The following is a 16,539-nucleotide window of genomic DNA, read 5'->3' as shown; positions in this document are numbered from 1 at the left end:
GCGAGTCCTTGTTTGTCTTGGTTGTTCTTTGGTATTTTTTCTTCTGTTCCCGTTCCCGTTTCCGATCCCGATTGCCCCGTCCTGGCTGGGCCGAGGAGCGCAGACGTAGGCGGATCAGGGATCGCGTTGTTTGAGCGAAGCGCAGCGTAGCGAGTTTAGCGAGACCCCGCCGTAGTCGAGCACCGCAGGTTGCCCGTAGCGAAGCGTAGGGACCCAGACTGCGGGTCGCCTTTTCTTTGGTGACTTTCTTTTGGCGAAGCAAAAGAAAGTTACTTGCCGCCGGGCAACCCCCGGCCAGCCGTCCTCAGCAGAGAGCACGGGAGCCACTCACCCAATCCAAGGCTTTCCCCGATACCAAGCATGCCGAGCCAACCGCAACATAGGCTTATCACCTGACGTATCCCCATAGGCATAAAGCGTCACCCCCTCAAGCCCAGCAGAACCGAAATACCCAGCCGCCCAGGCCCGCAGCCTGACAACCTTCTGCTCCCCATGGCAATTGGGCGTCCGCATCCGCCCCGTGAGTCGCCGGGCCTCCCCCTCGCCCACGGTTTCCATTTCGGTGCAGAGCAGCGCGTCAAAGCCCAACTGTTTCGCCACCTGCTGCAGGTAGATGTCGGGCGAGGCGCTCACCATCACGCAGCAGTGTCCCGCCTCGCGGTGCCGGGCCAGGTGCGCCATCGCGTCCTCGCGCAGCTGGCCGGGGAAATCTTTGGCCAGCCACTGTGCGGTCCAGTCCTGCATTTCGGCGAGGCTGCGGCCGGCCAGCGTGGCCTGCATGAGTTTGGCTTTGGCGACGTTGTTGGGGACCAGGCGCAGCGCATAAGCGGCCAGCCAGGGCGAACAGCGCAGCAGGGCCCCGATAAAGCGCGGCCAGCCCAGGCCGCGCGCCAGGAAGACCGTGAAGGTATCGCGACGGGTCAGCGTGCCGTCGAAGTCGAAGGCGGCGACGACAGGGGCGGCCTCGGGAGCGTTTACCGCGGGCATCGCACCTGGCCGCAGTAACGCTCACAGAAGGGGCAGCCGGTCATGGGCAGCCATGTGGGGATGTTGAAGTAGCGTTTGAACACCGTGCCCAGCACGCCTTCGCGATAGGCGGGGTAGTTGAAGCCCGTACCTTCGACGGCATAAAAAGGCACGCCGTCCTGCTCGAAACTGAGCACGCGCACCGAGGCGAAGTAAGGCTCAAACTCCGCCAGCCGCGGCTTGTCGGCGAGGATGACACGGATCGTCTTGCCCTGGTAAAGCGAAAAATCGACCAGCATGTCGTCCTGGCGCGCATGGAATTTGCCGACGCCGAACACCGGCATGTACTGGCGCCGTTCAAAACCGAATATCGAGGCCGGTGTGTAGGCCTCGCCCATCAGCACCACGCCGGGCGCCGTGACCTGCTTGAGCATCTCGGCGGTCTTGTAGCTGCGGATGATCTGCGGATAGAGCTTTGTCGAGCGCCAGGTGTCCAGCGTGGTCATGTAGAGCCCGGCGACCACCAGCACATGCAAGCCGGCGAACACCGCCAGCCCCTTGGCGCAGGCCTTGAGCTTGTCGGCCGGCAGGGCAAAGGCCAAAAAGGCGAAGCCGAAGGGGTAAAAGGACAGCACCCAGTGCAGGCCAATCACTTTTTTGGCCGACAGCAGCGCGAAGAACAGCAGGGGCACGACCACCAGGCAGGCCAGCAGGCGCTGCGAACGCGCCGCCGCCAGCAGCGACCGGCGGTAGCGCACCGCCATCCACACCGCGACGGGCGTGATCAGGTAGACCATCATGCCGATGTAGGTCAGCGGCTTGCGCCATTCAAAGGCGGCATCTTCATTGCGGTTGTACACATTGAACATGATGTTGGACCAGCCATGCGACATGTTGTAGGCGATGTTGATCGCCGGGCCGGGCAAGGCGCACAGCACCAGCAGGGCAAAACCGGCCAGCCGCTCGCGGCGGTACAGCACGAAGTAGACGAGGTAGCTGAAGCCCAGCACCACCGAAAAATACTTCGAGAGAAAAGCGCAGCCCAGGAAAAGCCCCGACAGGGCGTAAAGGCCATACGCGGCGCGGTCCAGCGCCTGCCGGCGCTCGGCGCGCATCAGCGCGGCGACCGACAGCACCGACCAGAAGATCAGCGGCGTGTCGGTGGTGATCAGGGTGTTGAGCCAGTTCAGCGGGGCCAGCCAGAAAAACAGCACGGCCCAGGCGGCGCGCACCTTGTCGACCGGCTTGAGCGCCCACCACAGCGCCGCGCCCAGCGCCAGCGGCAGCAGCACGATGGGCAGGCGTATGGACCAGAGGCTGTCGCCCAGCGTGGCGCGCATCAGGGCGATCAGCCAGCCCACCATGGGCGGATGGTCCGAATAACCCCAGTCGGGGTACACGCCCCACCAGTAGAAAAAGGCTTCGTCGCCGGTGACCGGGAAGGTCACGGCAATCCAGAACCGCAGCAAGAGCGAAAGCAGGCCGGCGGCCAGCAGCCAGCGGCTCAGCATGACGGGAAAGGCGGCGGAATTGGGGTTCTGGGACATGAAGCTTGAAATGGGGAACGGCACCGGCGGCAACGCGCCGCGGGCAGGGCGGGAGCAGGCTAGCGGAAGCTGATTTCCTTGCGGATGGCCGCACTATAAAGCAAGGCCAGCACGCCGATGGCCACGGCCAGCCACAGCGTCAGCAGCCGCGCCAGCACGGTAATGGCCAGCGCCGCGGCGGGCGTGGCGCCGTGGGCCACCAGCAGGCCCGTCAGCACGGCTTCGGTGCCGCCCAGGCCCGCCGGCAGCGCGGACAAGGCGCCGGCCACCATGGCGACGGCGTAAAAGCCCGTGGCCGTCAGCAGATCAAGCCCAACACCCATGCCGCGGCAGATCAGCCAGACCGCGACACCCTGCGCCGCCCAGGCCGTCAGTGTCAGCCCCAGCCAGAGCCAGGGACGCAACGCCAGGCAATGCCAGGCTTCCTGCAGCCAGGGCAGGCGCTCGAAGACCCGGGTCCGGTGCTTGAAGAGCAGGCCCAGCACGGCCAGCAGCACCAGTGCGGCGGCGGCCAGCAGCCCTCCCAACAAGGTCGATGCGGCCTGGACCGCAGGATGCCGCAGCACCCAGCCGGCCGCCGGCAGGCACAGCAGCAGCAGGCACAGCAGGTCGGCCAGCCGTTCGGCGCCGAAGATGGCCAGGCTTTGCCCGGCGCCCAGGGGCTGGCGCGCCAGCATCAGGCCGCGCGCCGCCTCGCCGACGTTGCCGGGCGTGGGTGTGAAGGCATAGCCCGCCAGGTACAGGCGCAGGCCCTGCAGCCAGCCGAAATGGCGGCCGTAGTGCGCCATCCAGAGCCGCCAGCGCAGGCCGCGCAGCAGGTAGTTGAGCAGGCACAGGCCCGCGGCCTGTGCGCCGGTCCAGGACCAGAGCAGCGCCAGCGAGGCCCTGGGGCTGTCGCCCCAGACCAGCAACGCGGCCGCGTAGGCCGTGGCCACCACGCCCAGCACCAGCAGCAGGCGCTTGAAGGGCAAGCCGCCCGCCGTGGTGGTGGTGGATGCGGCTGGGGCGGGCGAAGGGTTCACAAACGGCGGCTCAGGAAGATCGCCAGCCACAGCGCGCCGGCCGCCAGTATCCAGGGGTCGCGCAGCATGTCGCGCGCCACGTCTTCGCCGTGGCCGCGGTGCACCTGGTAGGTGTAGCGCAGCATGCCGAAAATCACCACCGGCACGGTGTAGAGCAGGCGTTCGCCGTGCTGCAGCTGGGCTTCGGGGCTGGTGGCGAACAGGCTGTAGGTGGTCAGCGTGGCGGTCATGGTCACGGCCATGAAGGTGTCCAGCAGGGCGGACGGGTAGTGGGCCATCACGGCGCGCCGGCTGGCTTCTTCATGAAAGCTCTCGGCCTTGCGTTTGGAAAAACCCAGGAACAGGGCCACAAAAATGCCGGTCAGCAGCAGCCAGCGCGAGGGCGGGATGCCAACCGCCACCGTGCCGGCCAGCAGGCGCAGCATGAAACCCGAGGCGATGATGGACACGTCGACCACCGGCACCTGCTTGAGCCGCCACGAATACGCGAGGTTGAGCAGCACATAGGCCGCCAGCAGCACCAGCAGCGTGCGGTTGCCGGCCGCCAGCAGCAGGCCCGCCACCAGCAGCAGGCCGGCCAGCACCAGGGCCACGGGCAGCGCCACCGCGCCGCTGGCCAGCGGCCGCTTGCGTTTGGTGGGGTGCAGGGCATCGCTGGCGCGGTCATGCCAGTCGTTGATGATGTAGACCATGCTGGAGAGGCAGCAGAACGCGGCAAAGGCGTGGAAGACACGCCAGTCCAGCGCCGTGTCCTGCCAGTTCTGGCTGAACACCAGGCCGGCGAACACAAAAACGTTTTTCAGCCACTGGTGCGGCCGCATGAGCCGGACCAGGGCCAGCGGTGAGGAGGACGAAGAAGTCATCGGGAAGGGGGAAACACCCCGTGGGGAAGCGGGCTTCAAGCATAACTGACGGGCCGTCCGGAATACGGCCAAAATGGCACCATGTCTTTCGCCCCCTCCCCCACCCTCGCCCCCACGCCTGCCACCCCGCCCGCCGTCTCGCCCCGCGCCCTGGAACTGATCCAGGCCCTGGTGCGCATGAACACCGTCAGCGACAACAGCAACCTGGAACTGATCCACTTCGTGCGCGACGAGCTCGCCCGGCTGGGTGTGGCCAGCCGCATCACCACCAATGCCGGCAAGACCAAGGCCAACCTTTTCGCCACGCTGGGCGAAGGCAAGCCGGCCGGCGTCATCCTGTCAGGCCATACCGACACCGTACCCTGGGACGGCCAGGACTGGACGCTGGACCCGCTGTCGGCCGCCATCGAGGGCGGGCGGCTCTACGGCCGCGGCAGCTGCGACATGAAAGGTTTTATCGGCATGGCCCTGGCCCACGCCGGGGAGTTCCTGAACAGCCAGGCGCCCTTCGCGGTGCACCTGGCGCTGAGCTATGACGAGGAAGTCGGCTGCCTGGGCGTGCGCGGGCTGATCGCCGACATGAAGGACGCCGGCATCGCGCCGCTGGCCTGCATCGTCGGCGAGCCCACCAGCATGGTTCCGGCCACCGCGCACAAGGGCGTCTACCGCTACAAATGCTGCGTGCGCGGCAAGGAAGCGCATTCATCCCTCACGCCGCAGTCGGTCAACGCCATCGAGATGGCGGCGCGCGTGGTCGGCAAGCTGCGCGACATGGCCGAGGGCTTTGAAGCCAGCGAGCCGCGCTACCAAGGTTTCGACGTGCCCTTCAGCACCGCCAGCGTGGGGCAGTTCCACGGCGGCATCGCCGACAACGTGGTGCCGCGCGATGCCGAGTTCCGCTATGAATTTCGCAACCTGCCCACGGCCGACGCGCTGGCCATGCAGCGCGAAATACGGGCTTACGCGGAACGCGTGCAGCCGGCGATGAAAAAGGTCGCGCCCGACGCGGGCTTCAGCTTTGAAACGATTTGCGAAGTGCCGGCCTTCCTGGGATCGGCCGGCGACGACGTGACCCGGCTGGCGCAGCGCCTGGCCGGCACGCAGCAAACCACGCTGGTGGCCTTCGGCACCGAAGCCGGCATCTTCAAGGGCGCGGGCATTCCGACCGTGGTCTGCGGGCCCGGCAGCATCACCCAGGCGCACCAGCCCGATGAATTTGTGAGCCTGGAGCAACTGGCGCGTTGCCAGGCGTTTATGCAAGGCCTGATCGCCACAAGACAGATAGCCTGAACGAAAAACGCCTGACTCAGTCAGGCGTTTTTCTTGAGGAATCCGAAAGTCAGGTCCTGACGCGGCCGTCACCCGTGAGCATGGACAGCTCCACAAAACTGGAGGCCACGTGGTCGGTCGGCGAGAAGGACACTGAAAAACCGCCCAGCGACTGGCTACCCATGCTCTCCAGGCCGGAGATCAGCGACTCGCGGCTGATCTTGCCACCGCCGCGCTTGAGCCCGTCCACCAGCACCTTGGCGGCCACATAACCCTCCATGCTGGAGAAATTGGCTTGGGCATTGCCGCCGGCCGCCTTGACCGCGTCGACAAACTCGCGCGCGATGGGACGGGCCGCGTTGTAGGGTGAGGGCATGACCTGCGACACCACCACGCCCGCGCCGTCCTTGCCGAGTTCGTCGGCCAGCGCCTGGGTTCCGACAAAGGACACGTTGTAGAAAGTGCCGCCGTAGCCGGCCTTGCGGGCCTCGCGGATAAAGGCCGCGCAGGCCTTGTAGGCGCCGATCTGCACCACCGCGTCGGGCCCGGCCGCGACCAGGGTCTTGACCGCGGCGGCCACGTTCACCGTGTTGCGCTCGACCGTCCCCAGGGCCACCGGCTTGAGGTTCTGCGCACCCAGGGCCAACGTGACGCCGTCCAGGCCGGCCTTGCCGTAGGCATCGTTCTGGTAGAACACGGCGATTTTTTTCAGGCCCAGGCTGGTCAACTGCTTGACGATGAGGCCGGTTTCATCGTTGTACGAAGCGCGCACGTGGAAGGCGTATTTGTTGAAGGGGTCGCGCAAGGCCATGGCACCGGTGAAGGGAGCGATGAAGGGCACCTTGTCCTTGGTGGCCAGCGGCAGGGCGGCGATGCTGGTGGGCGTGCCGATATAGCCGAACAGCGCGAACACCTCGTCCTCGATCAGCTTGCGGGTGTTTTCGGCGCAGCGGTCGGGTTCGTAGCCGTCATCGAGGTTGCGGATCTCGATCAGGCGCTTGCCGACGCCGCCCTGGGCGTTGACCTGGTCGAAATAGACCTTGGCGCCCTGGTGGAACTGGATGCCCAGCTGTGCGGCCGGGCCGGTGAAGGCGGCCGACTGGCCCAGGATGATCTTGTCGGCCTGGGCATGGGCGATGTTGAAACCGGCTAGCATGGAGGCACCGGTGGCGATGGAAAATTTTCTGCGAGTGAGGTTCATTCCTTCATTCTCGCAACACAACTTACAGTATGGTTACCCCATTGGTAACAGGACGAAAGCCCGTGAGATAGGTCACTACTTTGGCCTTACTTTGCAGCCGGACTGTCAGTAATTTGCCAGCCTTCTGCGGGTTTAGACCTATTCCCTGACCCGCCCGGTCGCATCAATCAGGCTGAGCTCGACCAGCTTGGAGCCCACGCGGTCGCCGTCGAAGTGGACACGAAAGCCGCCCAGGTTCAGGTCCTGCAGGCTGTCCAGCGCCTTGCGCAGCTTGGCCCGGGTCGGGTCCTTGCCGGCCTTGCGCAGGGCTTCGGTGTAGGTCCAGGCGGCGATGTAGCCTTCGAGCATGTAGACGTTGGACTTGCCGAGCTTGGCCGCCAGCGCGTCGGCCTGCAGCTCACGCACCAGCACGCTCTTGGCGTTGTCCGACTTGGGCGTGACACGCACCACCACCACGCCGGCGCCGGTTGCGCCCAGCTGTTCGGCCAGCAGGCTTTCGCCGGTGCTCGAAAAGCCGTAGATGGGCCCGCGAAAGCCCTTGGCACGCAGGTCGCGTATGGCGTTGGCCGCGCCCAAAGCGTCGCTGATCACCAGCACCGATTCGGGTTTTTTGGCCAGCACCTGGTCCACGCTGGTGGCGACGCTGCCGCCTGAAAGGGATGACTTGGCCACGAGGTTGGCACCCAGGCCGCCCATGGTGCGTTCGGCCGAATCCAGCGCCGCGAGCGACTCCGGGTCCTTGCCGTGCAGGATGGCCAGCTTGCGCATGCCCAGGGTTTCGGCATGGCGCGTAATCATGGCGGCCTCTTCCGAATAACCGGGCCGCACCGAATAGACATTGGGATAGAGCGAGCCGCGCAGCTCGTCAGCGCCGGCCATGGGCGCGAACAACAGGATGTCGGTGTCCTTGAGCAGCGGGTTGACGGCGGTGACCTGCGGTGAGCCGTAGTAGCCGAACAGCGAGAACACCTTCTGGTCCAGCAGTTTTTTGGTGTTGGCCACGGTGGTTTCGGGGTTGCCCATGTCGTCCAGCGTGCTGAGCTCGATCTTGCGGCCGTGGACGCCACCGCCCGCGTTGACGCGGTCAAAGTAAAGCCGCGCGCCCTGCGCGAAAGGCAGGGCCAGCGTGGCGCCCGGCCCGGTCATGGCCAGGGACTGGCCCAGGGTGACGGCCGTCTTGCTGACGCCGTCCTCGGCTTTGACCCCTGCCGCCAGCAGTCCCGCCAGGGCCGCTACCATGCTGATTCTGGCGGCGGCGTGGAATGCCCGCATTCCGTTCATTGTTGTAATCATGAAGTATGTGTCTCCCCCGGGTTGCCCCGATGACTGTCAATATAAAGTGAACCATGAGCAATACCATCAGCATCTCCCCTAAGGCCAAGGCCAATCCTGACGCCGGGCTGAAGCCGGCCGCCGTGCAGGTGCTGGGCGCCTGCCCGCACGACTGCCCCGACACCTGCTCACTGCTGACCACGGTGGAAGGCGGCGTGGCTACCCGCGTGCAGGGCAACCCCGACCATCCCCATACCGGTGGCGTGCTGTGCAACAAGGTCTCGCGCTACACCGAGCGCACCTACCACCCCGAGCGCCTGCTGCACCCGCTCAAGCGCAGCGGCCCCAAGGGCAGCGGGCAGTTCGAGCCGGTGAGCTGGGAGGCCGCGCTGGCCGACATCGCGTCGCGCCTCCAGGCCATCGCGTCGCGTGAGCCGGAAGCCATCGTTCCCTACAGCTACGCCGGCACCATGGGCCAGGTGCAGGGCGAAAGCATGGCCGGGCGTTTTTTCAACCGGCTGGGCGCGTCTTTCCTGGACCGCACCATCTGCTCCTCGGCCGGGGGCGAGGCCCTGGTGCAGACCCTGGGTGCCAAGGTCGGCATGCGCGTGGAGTTTTTCGCCGAGTCCAAACTGATCATCATCTGGGGCAGCAACTCCATCGGCAGCAACCTGCATTTCTGGCGCTATGCGCAGCAGGCCAAGCGCGACGGCGCCAAGCTCGTCTGCATAGACCCGCGCCGAAGCGAAACCGCCGAGAAATGCCATGAACACATCGCGCTGCTGCCCGGCACCGACGCCGCGCTGGCGCTCGCGCTGATGCACGAACTGATCACCCACGACTGGCTGGACCAAGACTACATCGCGCGCCACACCCTGGGCTGGGAATCGCCGGACGGCGGGCTGCGCGAGCGCGCGCTGCAATGGAGCCCCGAGCGCGCCGCCGCCGTCTGCGGTGTGCCGGCCGAACAGATCCGTTCGCTGGCCCGCGATTACGGCGAATGCATGCTGAACAAGCAGCCCGCGGCGATACGCCTGAACTACGGCATGCAGCGCGTGCACGGCGGCGGCAACGCGGCCCGCGCCGTCGCCTGCCTGCCCGCACTCACGGGCGCCTGGCGGCACCGTGCCGGCGGCGTGCTGCTCAGCAGTTCGGGCCAGTTCCCGGTGGACAGGGCGGCGCTGCAGCGCCCCGATCTGCTGAAGGGCCGACAGCCGCGCACCATCAACATGAGCACCATAGGCAATGCGCTGCTGGCGCCGGCATCAAAGCAGTTCGGCCCGAAGATCGAGGCGCTCATCGTCTACAACAGCAACCCGGTGGCGGTGGCGCCCGAATCCGGCAAGGTGGTGCAGGGTTTTGCGCGCGAAGACCTGTTCACCGTGGTGCTCGAGCACTTCCAGACCGACACCGCCGACTACGCCGACTACATCCTGCCGGCCACCACGCAGCTGGAACACTGGGACGTGCACGGCGCCTACGGCCACACCGACGCGCTGCTGAACCGCCCGGCCATCGCGCCGCTGGGCCAGGCCAAGCCCAACACCCAGATCTTCCGCGAGCTGGCCGCCCACATGGGCCTGGCCGAACCCTGCTTTTCCGACAGCGACGAAGCGCTGTGCCGCGCGGTGTTCGGCGACAAGGTGGACTTCCAGCAGTTGCTGGACAAGGGCTTCGCCACGCTGGACCTGCCCGACGCGCCCTTTGCCGAGGGCAAATTCCCGACGGCCTCGGGCCGCTGCGAATTCTTCAGCGCGCGGCTGGCGGCCGAAGGCGCCGACGGCCTGCCCGGCCACGTGCCCAACCATGAGGCCGCGGGCAGCTCGGCGCAATTCCCGCTGGCCATGATCTCGCCGCCGGCGCGCAACTTCCTGAACTCCAGTTTCGTCAACGTCAAAAGCCTGCGCGACATCGAGGCCGAGCCGGTGCTGGAAATCCACGCCGACGACGCCGCCGTGCGCGGCATCACCACGGGCGCCATCGTCAAGGTCTTCAACCAGCGCGGCGAGTACCGGGTCAAGGCCGAGGTTTCCACGCGGGCCCGGCCCGGCGTGGTCAACGGCCTGGGCATCTGGTGGCGCAAGCTGGGCCTGGACGGCACCAACGTCAACCAGCTCACCAGCCAGCACCTGACCGACATGGGCCGCGGCCCGGTGTTTTACGACTGCCTGGTGCAGGTGCAGCGCGAACCGCAGGCCGCCTGAGCGGGTTCCAGGTGAAGCGCAGCACGCTCAAACGCACGCTGGCCGCGGCGCTGCTGGCGGCCCTGGGCCTGGCGGGCTGCGCCGACCTCGGTTATTACTGGCAATCCGTCAGCGGCCACCTGCAGATGCTCAACGCGGCCCGGCCGGTGGACGACTGGCTGGGCGACGCGCAGGCCTCCGAGCAGCTGAAAAGCCGGCTGGCCCTGTCGCAGCGCATACGCAGCTTTGCCGTGAGCGAACTCAAGCTGCCCGACAACCCCAGCTACCGCCGCTACGCCGACCTGCGCCGCAGCGCCGTGGTCTGGAACGTGGTGGCCGCGCCCGAGTTCTCGCTGACCCTCAAGACCTGGTGCTTCCCGATCACGGGTTGTGTGGGCTACCGCGGCTATTTCAATGAGGCCGAGGCGCGCGCCGAGGCTGAGCGGCTCAAGGCGCAAGGCCTGGAGACCAGCGTCTACGGTGTGCCCGCCTACTCCACGCTGGGCTGGATGAACTGGGCCGGCGGCGATCCGCTGCTCAACACCTTCATCGGCTACCCCGAAGGCGAACTCGCGCGGCTGATCTTTCACGAACTCGCGCACCAGGTGGTCTACGCGAAAGACGACACCATGTTCAATGAGTCTTTCGCCACCGCCGTCGAGCGCGTGGGCAGCCAGCGCTGGCTGGACAGCGAGGCGCTCCGGGGCAATGCAAAGGCCCAGCAGGACTACGCCCGGTTCGACGGGCGGCGCCGGCAGTTCCGCGCGCTGGCGCTGGCCACGCGGCTTGAGCTGACCGCGATCTACGACAAAAAGCCGGCGACGGAGGCCGGCAAAGCCGCGCAGGCGGCCCTGAAGGCCCAGGCGCTCCAGCATTTTCGCGACAGCTACGCCAGCCTCAAGGCTTCGTGGGACGGCTTCGCGGGCTACGACCCCTGGGTGGCGCGCGCCAACAACGCGGCTTTCGGCGCACAGGCCGCCTATGATGAGCTGGTGCCAGGCTTCGAGGCCTTGCTCGAACATGAAGGCCGCGACTGGCAACGGTTTTATGATGCGGTCAAAGGGCTGGCCAGGCTGCCCAAAGAAGAACGGCGCAAGGCGCTTCAAATGAATAACACGGAGACTTCGAATGGCTGACATCCACATCCAGCGCGAGCACACCTTGGGCCTTTTGGAGGCGCGCAAGATCGCCTTCAAGTGGGCCGAGCAGGTCGAAGAAAAGTTCGACATGGAATGCACCTACGAGGAAGGCAAGACCGAAGACCTGGTCAGCTTCACCCGCTCGGGCGTCAGCGGCACGCTGACGGTCACCAAAGACAGTTTTGACCTCAACGCCAGGCTCGGCTTTCTGCTGGGCGCCTTCAAGGACAAAATTGAAGGCGAGATCGTGAAAAACCTGGACACGCTGATCGCAAAGAAACCCGTCGCCAAAAAGGCCGCGGCGAAAAAGAAGGCCGCCTGAGAAGCTACTGAAATTCAAGGGCGCTGCCCGTGAACTACAACCTGGCCCGCTTCGACCTGGTGTCCGTGCGCCTGGCAGTGGCCTGCGCGCAGACCGGCAGCCTGACCGCGGCAGCGCGTGACTCGCACCTGGCGCTGGCCGCGGCCAGCCGGCGCATACGCGAGCTCGAGGACGCGCTGGGCGAGGCGCTGTTTGAACGCCACGCGCGCGGCCTCTTGCCGACAGCGGCCGGGCGCGTCTTCGTCAAGCATGGCCTGACCCTGCTGCAAACCATGGAACAGCTGGGCGGCGAACTGGCCGACCTGCGGCGCGGCATCGCGCGCCACATACGCCTGTGCGCCAGCAGCGCGGCCATCAGCCAGTTCCTTCCGCCGCTGCTCGCGCGTTACGGCGAACTGCACCCGCAGGTGCACATAGACCTCGAGGAGCAGGTGTCCGAAGCGGTGGTGGCGACTTTGCGCGAAGGCCGGGCCGACGCGGCGGTGTTTGTCGAAGGGCCCGACACCACGGGGCTGGACACGCGCCTGTTTCGTGAAGACGAACTGGTGCTGATCCTGCCCGCCGGCCATGCCCTCGCGCGCAGCAAGGCGCCGCTGGCTTTCGTCGATGCGCTCGACGAAGAATGGATCAGCCTGACCGCCGGCGCCGCCATGCTGCAGAAGCAGCAACAGGCCGCGCTGGCCGCGAACCGCCCGCTCAAGCTGCGCATGCAGGTGCGCAGCTTCGACGCGGTGTGCCACATGGTGGCCTCGGGCCTGGGCGTGGCCATTCTGCCCAAGGGCGCCACGCTGCCCATCATCAAAAGCATGAAGCTGGGCTGGCGGCCGCTGGCCGACACCTGGGCCAGGCGCCGCCTGCTGGCAGCCACCATGGCGGGCCAGCCCGATGCGGCCATCACCGCGCTGGTGGAGTTTCTCGTGGCACCCGTCGGGTCCGGGAAGTCGAAAAGCGCCTTGCCTTCGCAAAACGCGAAAGCCCGAGCCCCAAAGCGGTAATGGACGGGGCGGGCCCCGGGCGGCACACTGCCGCCCATGGCCACTGAACAATCCCTTTCCACTCCCGCCGCCCCCGGCCCGCTCGCCGGCCTCAAAGTGCTGGAGCTGGGCCAGCTGATCGCCGGGCCCTTCGCGGCCAAGACACTGGCGGACTTCGGTGCCGACATCATCAAGGTCGAAACCCCGGGCGCGGGCGACCCGCTGCGCAAATGGCGTTTGCTGAAAGACGGCACCTCGGTGTGGTGGCAGGTGCAGTCGCGCAACAAGCGCTCGGTGGCGCTGGACCTCAAAAGCCCCGAGGCGCAGGACATCGTGCGCCGGCTGGCGCTTGACGCCGACGTGCTGATCGAAAACTTCCGCCCCGGTGCCATGGAGGGCTGGGGCCTGGGGCCTGACGAGTTGCTGGCGCTGAACCCGCGCCTCATCATGCTGCGCATCAGCGGCTACGGCCAGACCGGCCCCTACCGCGACAAACCGGGCTTCGGCGTGGTGGCCGAGGCCATGAGCGGCCTGCGCCACCTGACGGCCGAGCCGGGCCGCGTGCCGGTACGCGTGGGCGTGAGCATAGGCGACACGCTGGCCGCGCTGCACGGCGTGATCGGCATCCTGCTGGCCATGCAGGAGCGCCAGCGCTCCGGCAAGGGCCAGGTGATCGACGTGGCGCTGTATGAAGCGGTGTTCAACTGCATGGAAAGCCTGCTGCCCGAGTACAGCGCTTTCGGCGCGGTGCGCGGCGCGGCCGGCAGCGCCCTGCCCGGCATCGCGCCCAGCAACGCGTATCTTTGCAAGGACGGCGGTTATGCGCTGGTCGCCGGCAATGGCGACAGCATCTTCAAGCGGCTCATGGCCACCATAGGCCGCGCCGACCTGGGCAGCGACCCGGCGCTGGCCGACAACGCCGGCCGCGTGGCGCGCGTTGCCGAAATCGACGCGGCCATAGGCCAATGGACCCTGGGCCTCACGGTGGACGAGGTGCTGGCCGCGCTCGACAAGGTCTCGGTGCCCGCCGGCCGCATCTACACCGTGGCCGACATCGCGGCCGACCCGCACTACCAGGCGCGCGGCATGCTCGACGAGGTGCGCATGGACGACGGCAGCCTGCTGGCCGTGCCCGGCATCGTGCCCAAACTCTCGCGCACGCCGGGCGGCCACCGCCGAAATGCGCCGCATGTGGGCCAGGACACCGATGCGGTGCTGCGCGAGATGGGGCTTTCAGCCGAACAAATCCAGGCGCTCAAAGACAAAGGCATCGTGGCCGGAAAGGATGCAGGAATACCATGAAGCGGATCTTTTTTAATGAGGTCGCCACGCGCGACGGCTTCCAGATCGAGCCCAATTTCATCGCCACCGACGACAAGGTTGCGCTGGTCGATGCACTCAGCGAATGTGGGTACGCCAAGATCGAAGTCACATCGTTCACTTCGCCCAAGGCCATCCCCATGCTGCGCGACGCGGAGGAGGTGATGGGCCGCATACGCCGCGTACCCGGCGTGGAATACACGGTGCTGGTGCCCAACCTGCGCGGCGCCGAGCGCGCGCTGGAGTCGCGCGCCGACGAGCTGAATCTCGTGATGTCGGTCTCGGAAACCCACAACCTGGCCAATTTGCGCATGCCGCGCGAGAAAAGTTTTGCCGCGCTGTCCGACGTGGTCCGTCATGTGGACGGCCGCACGCCCATCAATGTGTCGCTGTCCTGCTGCTTCGGCTGCCCGATGGAGGGTGAGGTGGCTGAAGAGGAAGTGCTGCGCTGGAGCGAACGCTTTGCCGCCTTCGGCACGGACCGCGTGCGCGGCCTCACGATTTGCGACACCACCGGCATGGCGCACCCGGCGCAGGTCGCCCGCATGGTCAAGCTGCTGCAGCAGCGCTTTAAAGACCTGCAGCTGACGCTGCACTTCCACAACACGCGCGGCATGGGGCTGGCCAATGTTCTGGCCGCTGTGCAGGGCGGCATTACGCGATTTGACGGTTCGCTGGGCGGCCTGGGCGGCTGCCCTTATGCACCCGGCGCCAGCGGCAACATCAGCAGCGAGGACGCCATCCACATGCTGGACGCCATGGGCTACGACACCGGCATGGACATTCCGCGGCTGCTGGACGTGGCACGGCAGCTGCCGGCCATCGTCGGCCATGAGGTTCCAGGCCAGGTCGCCAAGGCGGGCCGCATCACCGATTTGCATGCGCCGCCGCCCTATGTGGCCGAACTGAGGGCGGCATCGGCATGATCGCCAGTCTTGACCACTTGGTGCTGACCACCAGTGACGAAGCTGCGTGCGTGGATTTCTACACCCGTGTTCTGGGCATGACGCTGGAAACCTTTACCGGCGGCACGCCACCCGTGGAACGCAAGGCCTTCAAGTTCGGCCAGCAGAAGATCAACCTGCACGTCAAAGGCCGCGAGTTCGAACCCAAGGCCCACCTGGCGATGCCGGGCGCGCTGGACCTGTGTTTTCTGGCCGGCGTCCCGCTTGCCGAGGTCATTGCCCGCCTGGAACGCGAGCGTTGGCCGGTGATTGAAGGCCCCGTGCTGCGCACCGGCGCCACGCAAAAAATTCGTTCGATTTACGTGCGCGACCCCGACCTGAATTTGATAGAGATTTCCGAACCCGCCTGAAACGGCATCCTAAAACTATGACTGGAGACAAGACCATGACTTTTATTTCCCGCAGAACCCTGCTCACCGTCGCCGGGCTCAGCACCGCCGCCTGGCTCAACCCGGTGCGCGCGCAGCTCGCCGGCAAACCCATCACGCTGGTGGTGCCCACGGCGGCCGGCGGCACCACCGACATCGCCGCCCGCATGCTGGCCGAGCCGCTGGGCAAGATCCTGCAGACCTCGGTGGTCGTAGACAACCGCGGCGGCGGCAACGGCAACATCGCCGGCCAGATGGTGGCGCGCGCCCCGGCCGACGGCACCAGCCTGCTGGTGCAGTACTCGGGCTACCAGTGCATCACGCCGCTGATCCAGCCGGTGGCGGGTTTTGACCCTGCCGCCAACCTCAAGCCCCTGGGCCATTTGATCGACGCGCCGCAACTGCTGGTGGTGCGCGGCAACTTCCCGGCCGACAACTTCGCCGACTTCCTCAAGTACGTGAAGGCCAACCCCGGCAAGGTCAACTACGCGTCCAGCGGCAACGGCTCGCTGCAGCACGTGACCACCGAACTGCTCAAGGACCTGACCAAGACCTTTATGGTGCACATCCCCTATCGCGGCACAGGCCCGGCGCTCACCGACCTGCTGGCCGGCACCGTGGACTTCACCATCACCACACCCCCGCCGCTGCTGCCCCATATCCGCGCCGGCAAACTCAAGGCGCTAATGGTGACCGGCCGCACGCGCCTGGCCGCCCAGCCCAACGTGCCGACCGCCACCGAGGCCGGCGTGCCGCTGGTGGCCTCGTCGTGGTTCGCGGTCTACGGGCCGACGGGCTTGTCCGCCGACCTGCAAGGCCGGCTCTCGCTGGCGATCAAGCAGGTGGTGGAGTCGGAAGGCTTCAGGAAGCGCGCCGAGGAGCAAGGGGCCAAGGCTGTGGTCATGAGTGGTGCCGAGCTGGCGGCTTTGGGGGATAGCGAGCGGAAGATGTGGGGGCGGATTGTGAAGCTTGCCAATATCAAAGCCGATTGAATGCTGGTGGGTGCTCCGGCCGTTGCGCTCTCTGCTGAGGGTGGCTGGCCGGGGATTGCCCGGCAGCAAGTAACTTTCTTTTGCTTCGCCAAAAGAAAGTCACCAAAGAAAAGGCGACCCGCAGTCTGGGTCCCTG

Annotated in this window: 15 protein-coding genes; 9 read left to right on the top strand and 6 right to left on the bottom strand. The window is 66.5% G+C overall.

Annotated elements, in window-relative coordinates; all coding sequences use genetic code 11:
- Positions 1-327 precede the first annotated feature (327 nt).
- The 4 genes from ACSQ27_RS14785 to ACSQ27_RS14770 are packed head-to-tail and all read right to left on the bottom strand — an operon-like array spanning position 328 to position 4,398.
- Positions 328-987: an HAD family hydrolase gene (locus tag ACSQ27_RS14785; RefSeq protein ID WP_436156261.1), complete on the bottom strand. Its 660-nt coding sequence runs from the start codon at positions 985-987 to the stop codon at positions 328-330.
- Entirely contained in the window at positions 975-2,513 is a 1,539-nt protein-coding gene (locus ACSQ27_RS14780; protein WP_436156260.1) for an ArnT family glycosyltransferase, read from the bottom strand. The genes ACSQ27_RS14785 and ACSQ27_RS14780 overlap by 13 nt, the downstream gene beginning before the upstream one ends.
- 59 nt (positions 2,514-2,572) lie before the next feature.
- Complete coding sequence (locus ACSQ27_RS14775) at positions 2,573-3,535, bottom strand: lysylphosphatidylglycerol synthase transmembrane domain-containing protein (protein WP_436156259.1); 963 nt, start codon at positions 3,533-3,535, stop codon at positions 2,573-2,575.
- A complete protein-coding gene (locus tag ACSQ27_RS14770) occupies positions 3,532-4,398 on the bottom strand; it encodes a decaprenyl-phosphate phosphoribosyltransferase (protein ID WP_436156258.1) in 867 nt (288 codons plus the stop codon). The genes ACSQ27_RS14775 and ACSQ27_RS14770 overlap by 4 nt, the downstream gene beginning before the upstream one ends.
- A gap of 81 nt (positions 4,399-4,479) precedes the next feature.
- On the opposite strand from ACSQ27_RS14770, the gene argE reads away from it, so the two are divergent.
- Positions 4,480-5,688, top strand: a complete 1,209-nt coding sequence (gene argE / locus ACSQ27_RS14765) for an acetylornithine deacetylase (RefSeq protein WP_436156257.1) — start codon at positions 4,480-4,482, stop codon at positions 5,686-5,688.
- 49 nt (positions 5,689-5,737) lie between these two features.
- Here argE and ACSQ27_RS14760 read toward each other — a convergent pair whose 3' ends face one another.
- Together ACSQ27_RS14760 and ACSQ27_RS14755 are read right to left on the bottom strand one after the other, a co-directional pair.
- The gene (locus ACSQ27_RS14760; RefSeq protein WP_436156256.1) at positions 5,738-6,868 is read right to left on the bottom strand and encodes an ABC transporter substrate-binding protein; all 1,131 of its coding nucleotides are present in this window, start codon (positions 6,866-6,868) and stop codon (positions 5,738-5,740) included.
- 138 nt (positions 6,869-7,006) lie between these two features.
- Complete coding sequence (locus ACSQ27_RS14755; protein ID WP_436156255.1) at positions 7,007-8,140, bottom strand: ABC transporter substrate-binding protein; 1,134 nt, start codon at positions 8,138-8,140, stop codon at positions 7,007-7,009.
- Positions 8,141-8,214: 74 nt separating this feature from the next.
- On the opposite strand from ACSQ27_RS14755, the gene ACSQ27_RS14750 reads away from it, so the two are divergent.
- The 8 genes from ACSQ27_RS14750 to ACSQ27_RS14715 are packed head-to-tail and all read left to right on the top strand — an operon-like array spanning position 8,215 to position 16,403.
- Positions 8,215-10,344 carry a molybdopterin-containing oxidoreductase family protein gene (locus tag ACSQ27_RS14750; RefSeq protein WP_436156254.1) on the top strand — a complete coding sequence of 710 codons (2,130 nt, stop codon included), beginning with the start codon at positions 8,215-8,217 and terminating at the stop codon, positions 10,342-10,344.
- A gap of 11 nt (positions 10,345-10,355) precedes the next feature.
- The gene (locus ACSQ27_RS14745; protein ID WP_436156253.1) at positions 10,356-11,459 is read left to right on the top strand and encodes an aminopeptidase; all 1,104 of its coding nucleotides are present in this window, start codon (positions 10,356-10,358) and stop codon (positions 11,457-11,459) included.
- Positions 11,452-11,784: a polyhydroxyalkanoic acid system family protein gene (locus ACSQ27_RS14740; protein ID WP_436156252.1), complete on the top strand. Its 333-nt coding sequence runs from the start codon at positions 11,452-11,454 to the stop codon at positions 11,782-11,784. Before ACSQ27_RS14745 ends, ACSQ27_RS14740 begins: the two co-directional genes overlap by 8 nt.
- Positions 11,785-11,813: 29 nt before the next feature.
- Positions 11,814-12,779 carry a LysR family transcriptional regulator gene (locus ACSQ27_RS14735; RefSeq protein WP_436156251.1) on the top strand — a complete coding sequence of 322 codons (966 nt, stop codon included), beginning with the start codon at positions 11,814-11,816 and terminating at the stop codon, positions 12,777-12,779.
- Positions 12,780-12,815: 36 nt separating this feature from the next.
- Entirely contained in the window at positions 12,816-14,060 is a 1,245-nt protein-coding gene (locus tag ACSQ27_RS14730; protein ID WP_436156250.1) for a CaiB/BaiF CoA transferase family protein, read from the top strand.
- A complete protein-coding gene (locus ACSQ27_RS14725; RefSeq protein ID WP_436156249.1) occupies positions 14,057-15,004 on the top strand; it encodes a hydroxymethylglutaryl-CoA lyase in 948 nt (315 codons plus the stop codon). The genes ACSQ27_RS14730 and ACSQ27_RS14725 overlap by 4 nt, the downstream gene beginning before the upstream one ends.
- Entirely contained in the window at positions 15,001-15,393 is a 393-nt protein-coding gene (locus tag ACSQ27_RS14720; protein WP_436156248.1) for a VOC family protein, read from the top strand. Before ACSQ27_RS14725 ends, ACSQ27_RS14720 begins: the two co-directional genes overlap by 4 nt.
- A gap of 35 nt (positions 15,394-15,428) precedes the next feature.
- Entirely contained in the window at positions 15,429-16,403 is a 975-nt protein-coding gene (locus ACSQ27_RS14715) for a Bug family tripartite tricarboxylate transporter substrate binding protein (RefSeq protein ID WP_436156247.1), read from the top strand.
- The last annotated feature ends 136 nt before the right edge of the window (positions 16,404-16,539 follow it).

The organism is Polaromonas sp. LjRoot131, assembly GCF_964252805.1.
Classification (GTDB): Bacteria; Pseudomonadota; Gammaproteobacteria; order Burkholderiales; family Burkholderiaceae_C; genus Polaromonas.
The sequence above is the reverse complement of the archived record's forward strand: the minus strand, read 5'-3'. Positions and strand labels throughout refer to the sequence as shown.

What these genes read in the sequence shown, in the direction of transcription:
- ACSQ27_RS14715 (WP_436156247.1), top strand. Translation starts at nt 15,429, where the DNA reads ATGACTTTTATTTCCCGCAGAACCCTGCTCACCGTCGCCGGGCTCAGC.
- ACSQ27_RS14740 (WP_436156252.1), top strand. Translation starts at nt 11,452, where the DNA reads ATGGCTGACATCCACATCCAGCGCGAGCACACCTTGGGCCTTTTGGAG.
- ACSQ27_RS14720 (WP_436156248.1), top strand. Translation starts at nt 15,001, where the DNA reads ATGATCGCCAGTCTTGACCACTTGGTGCTGACCACCAGTGACGAAGCT.
- argE (WP_436156257.1), top strand. Translation starts at nt 4,480, where the DNA reads ATGTCTTTCGCCCCCTCCCCCACCCTCGCCCCCACGCCTGCCACCCCG.
- ACSQ27_RS14760 (WP_436156256.1), bottom strand. Translation starts at nt 6,868, where the DNA reads ATGAACCTCACTCGCAGAAAATTTTCCATCGCCACCGGTGCCTCCATG.
- ACSQ27_RS14755 (WP_436156255.1), bottom strand. Translation starts at nt 8,140, where the DNA reads ATGCGGGCATTCCACGCCGCCGCCAGAATCAGCATGGTAGCGGCCCTG.
- ACSQ27_RS14750 (WP_436156254.1), top strand. Translation starts at nt 8,215, where the DNA reads ATGAGCAATACCATCAGCATCTCCCCTAAGGCCAAGGCCAATCCTGAC.
- ACSQ27_RS14780 (WP_436156260.1), bottom strand. Translation starts at nt 2,513, where the DNA reads ATGTCCCAGAACCCCAATTCCGCCGCCTTTCCCGTCATGCTGAGCCGC.
- ACSQ27_RS14730 (WP_436156250.1), top strand. Translation starts at nt 12,816, where the DNA reads ATGGCCACTGAACAATCCCTTTCCACTCCCGCCGCCCCCGGCCCGCTC.
- ACSQ27_RS14770 (WP_436156258.1), bottom strand. Translation starts at nt 4,398, where the DNA reads ATGACTTCTTCGTCCTCCTCACCGCTGGCCCTGGTCCGGCTCATGCGG.
- ACSQ27_RS14725 (WP_436156249.1), top strand. Translation starts at nt 14,057, where the DNA reads ATGAAGCGGATCTTTTTTAATGAGGTCGCCACGCGCGACGGCTTCCAG.
- ACSQ27_RS14785 (WP_436156261.1), bottom strand. Translation starts at nt 987, where the DNA reads ATGCCCGCGGTAAACGCTCCCGAGGCCGCCCCTGTCGTCGCCGCCTTC.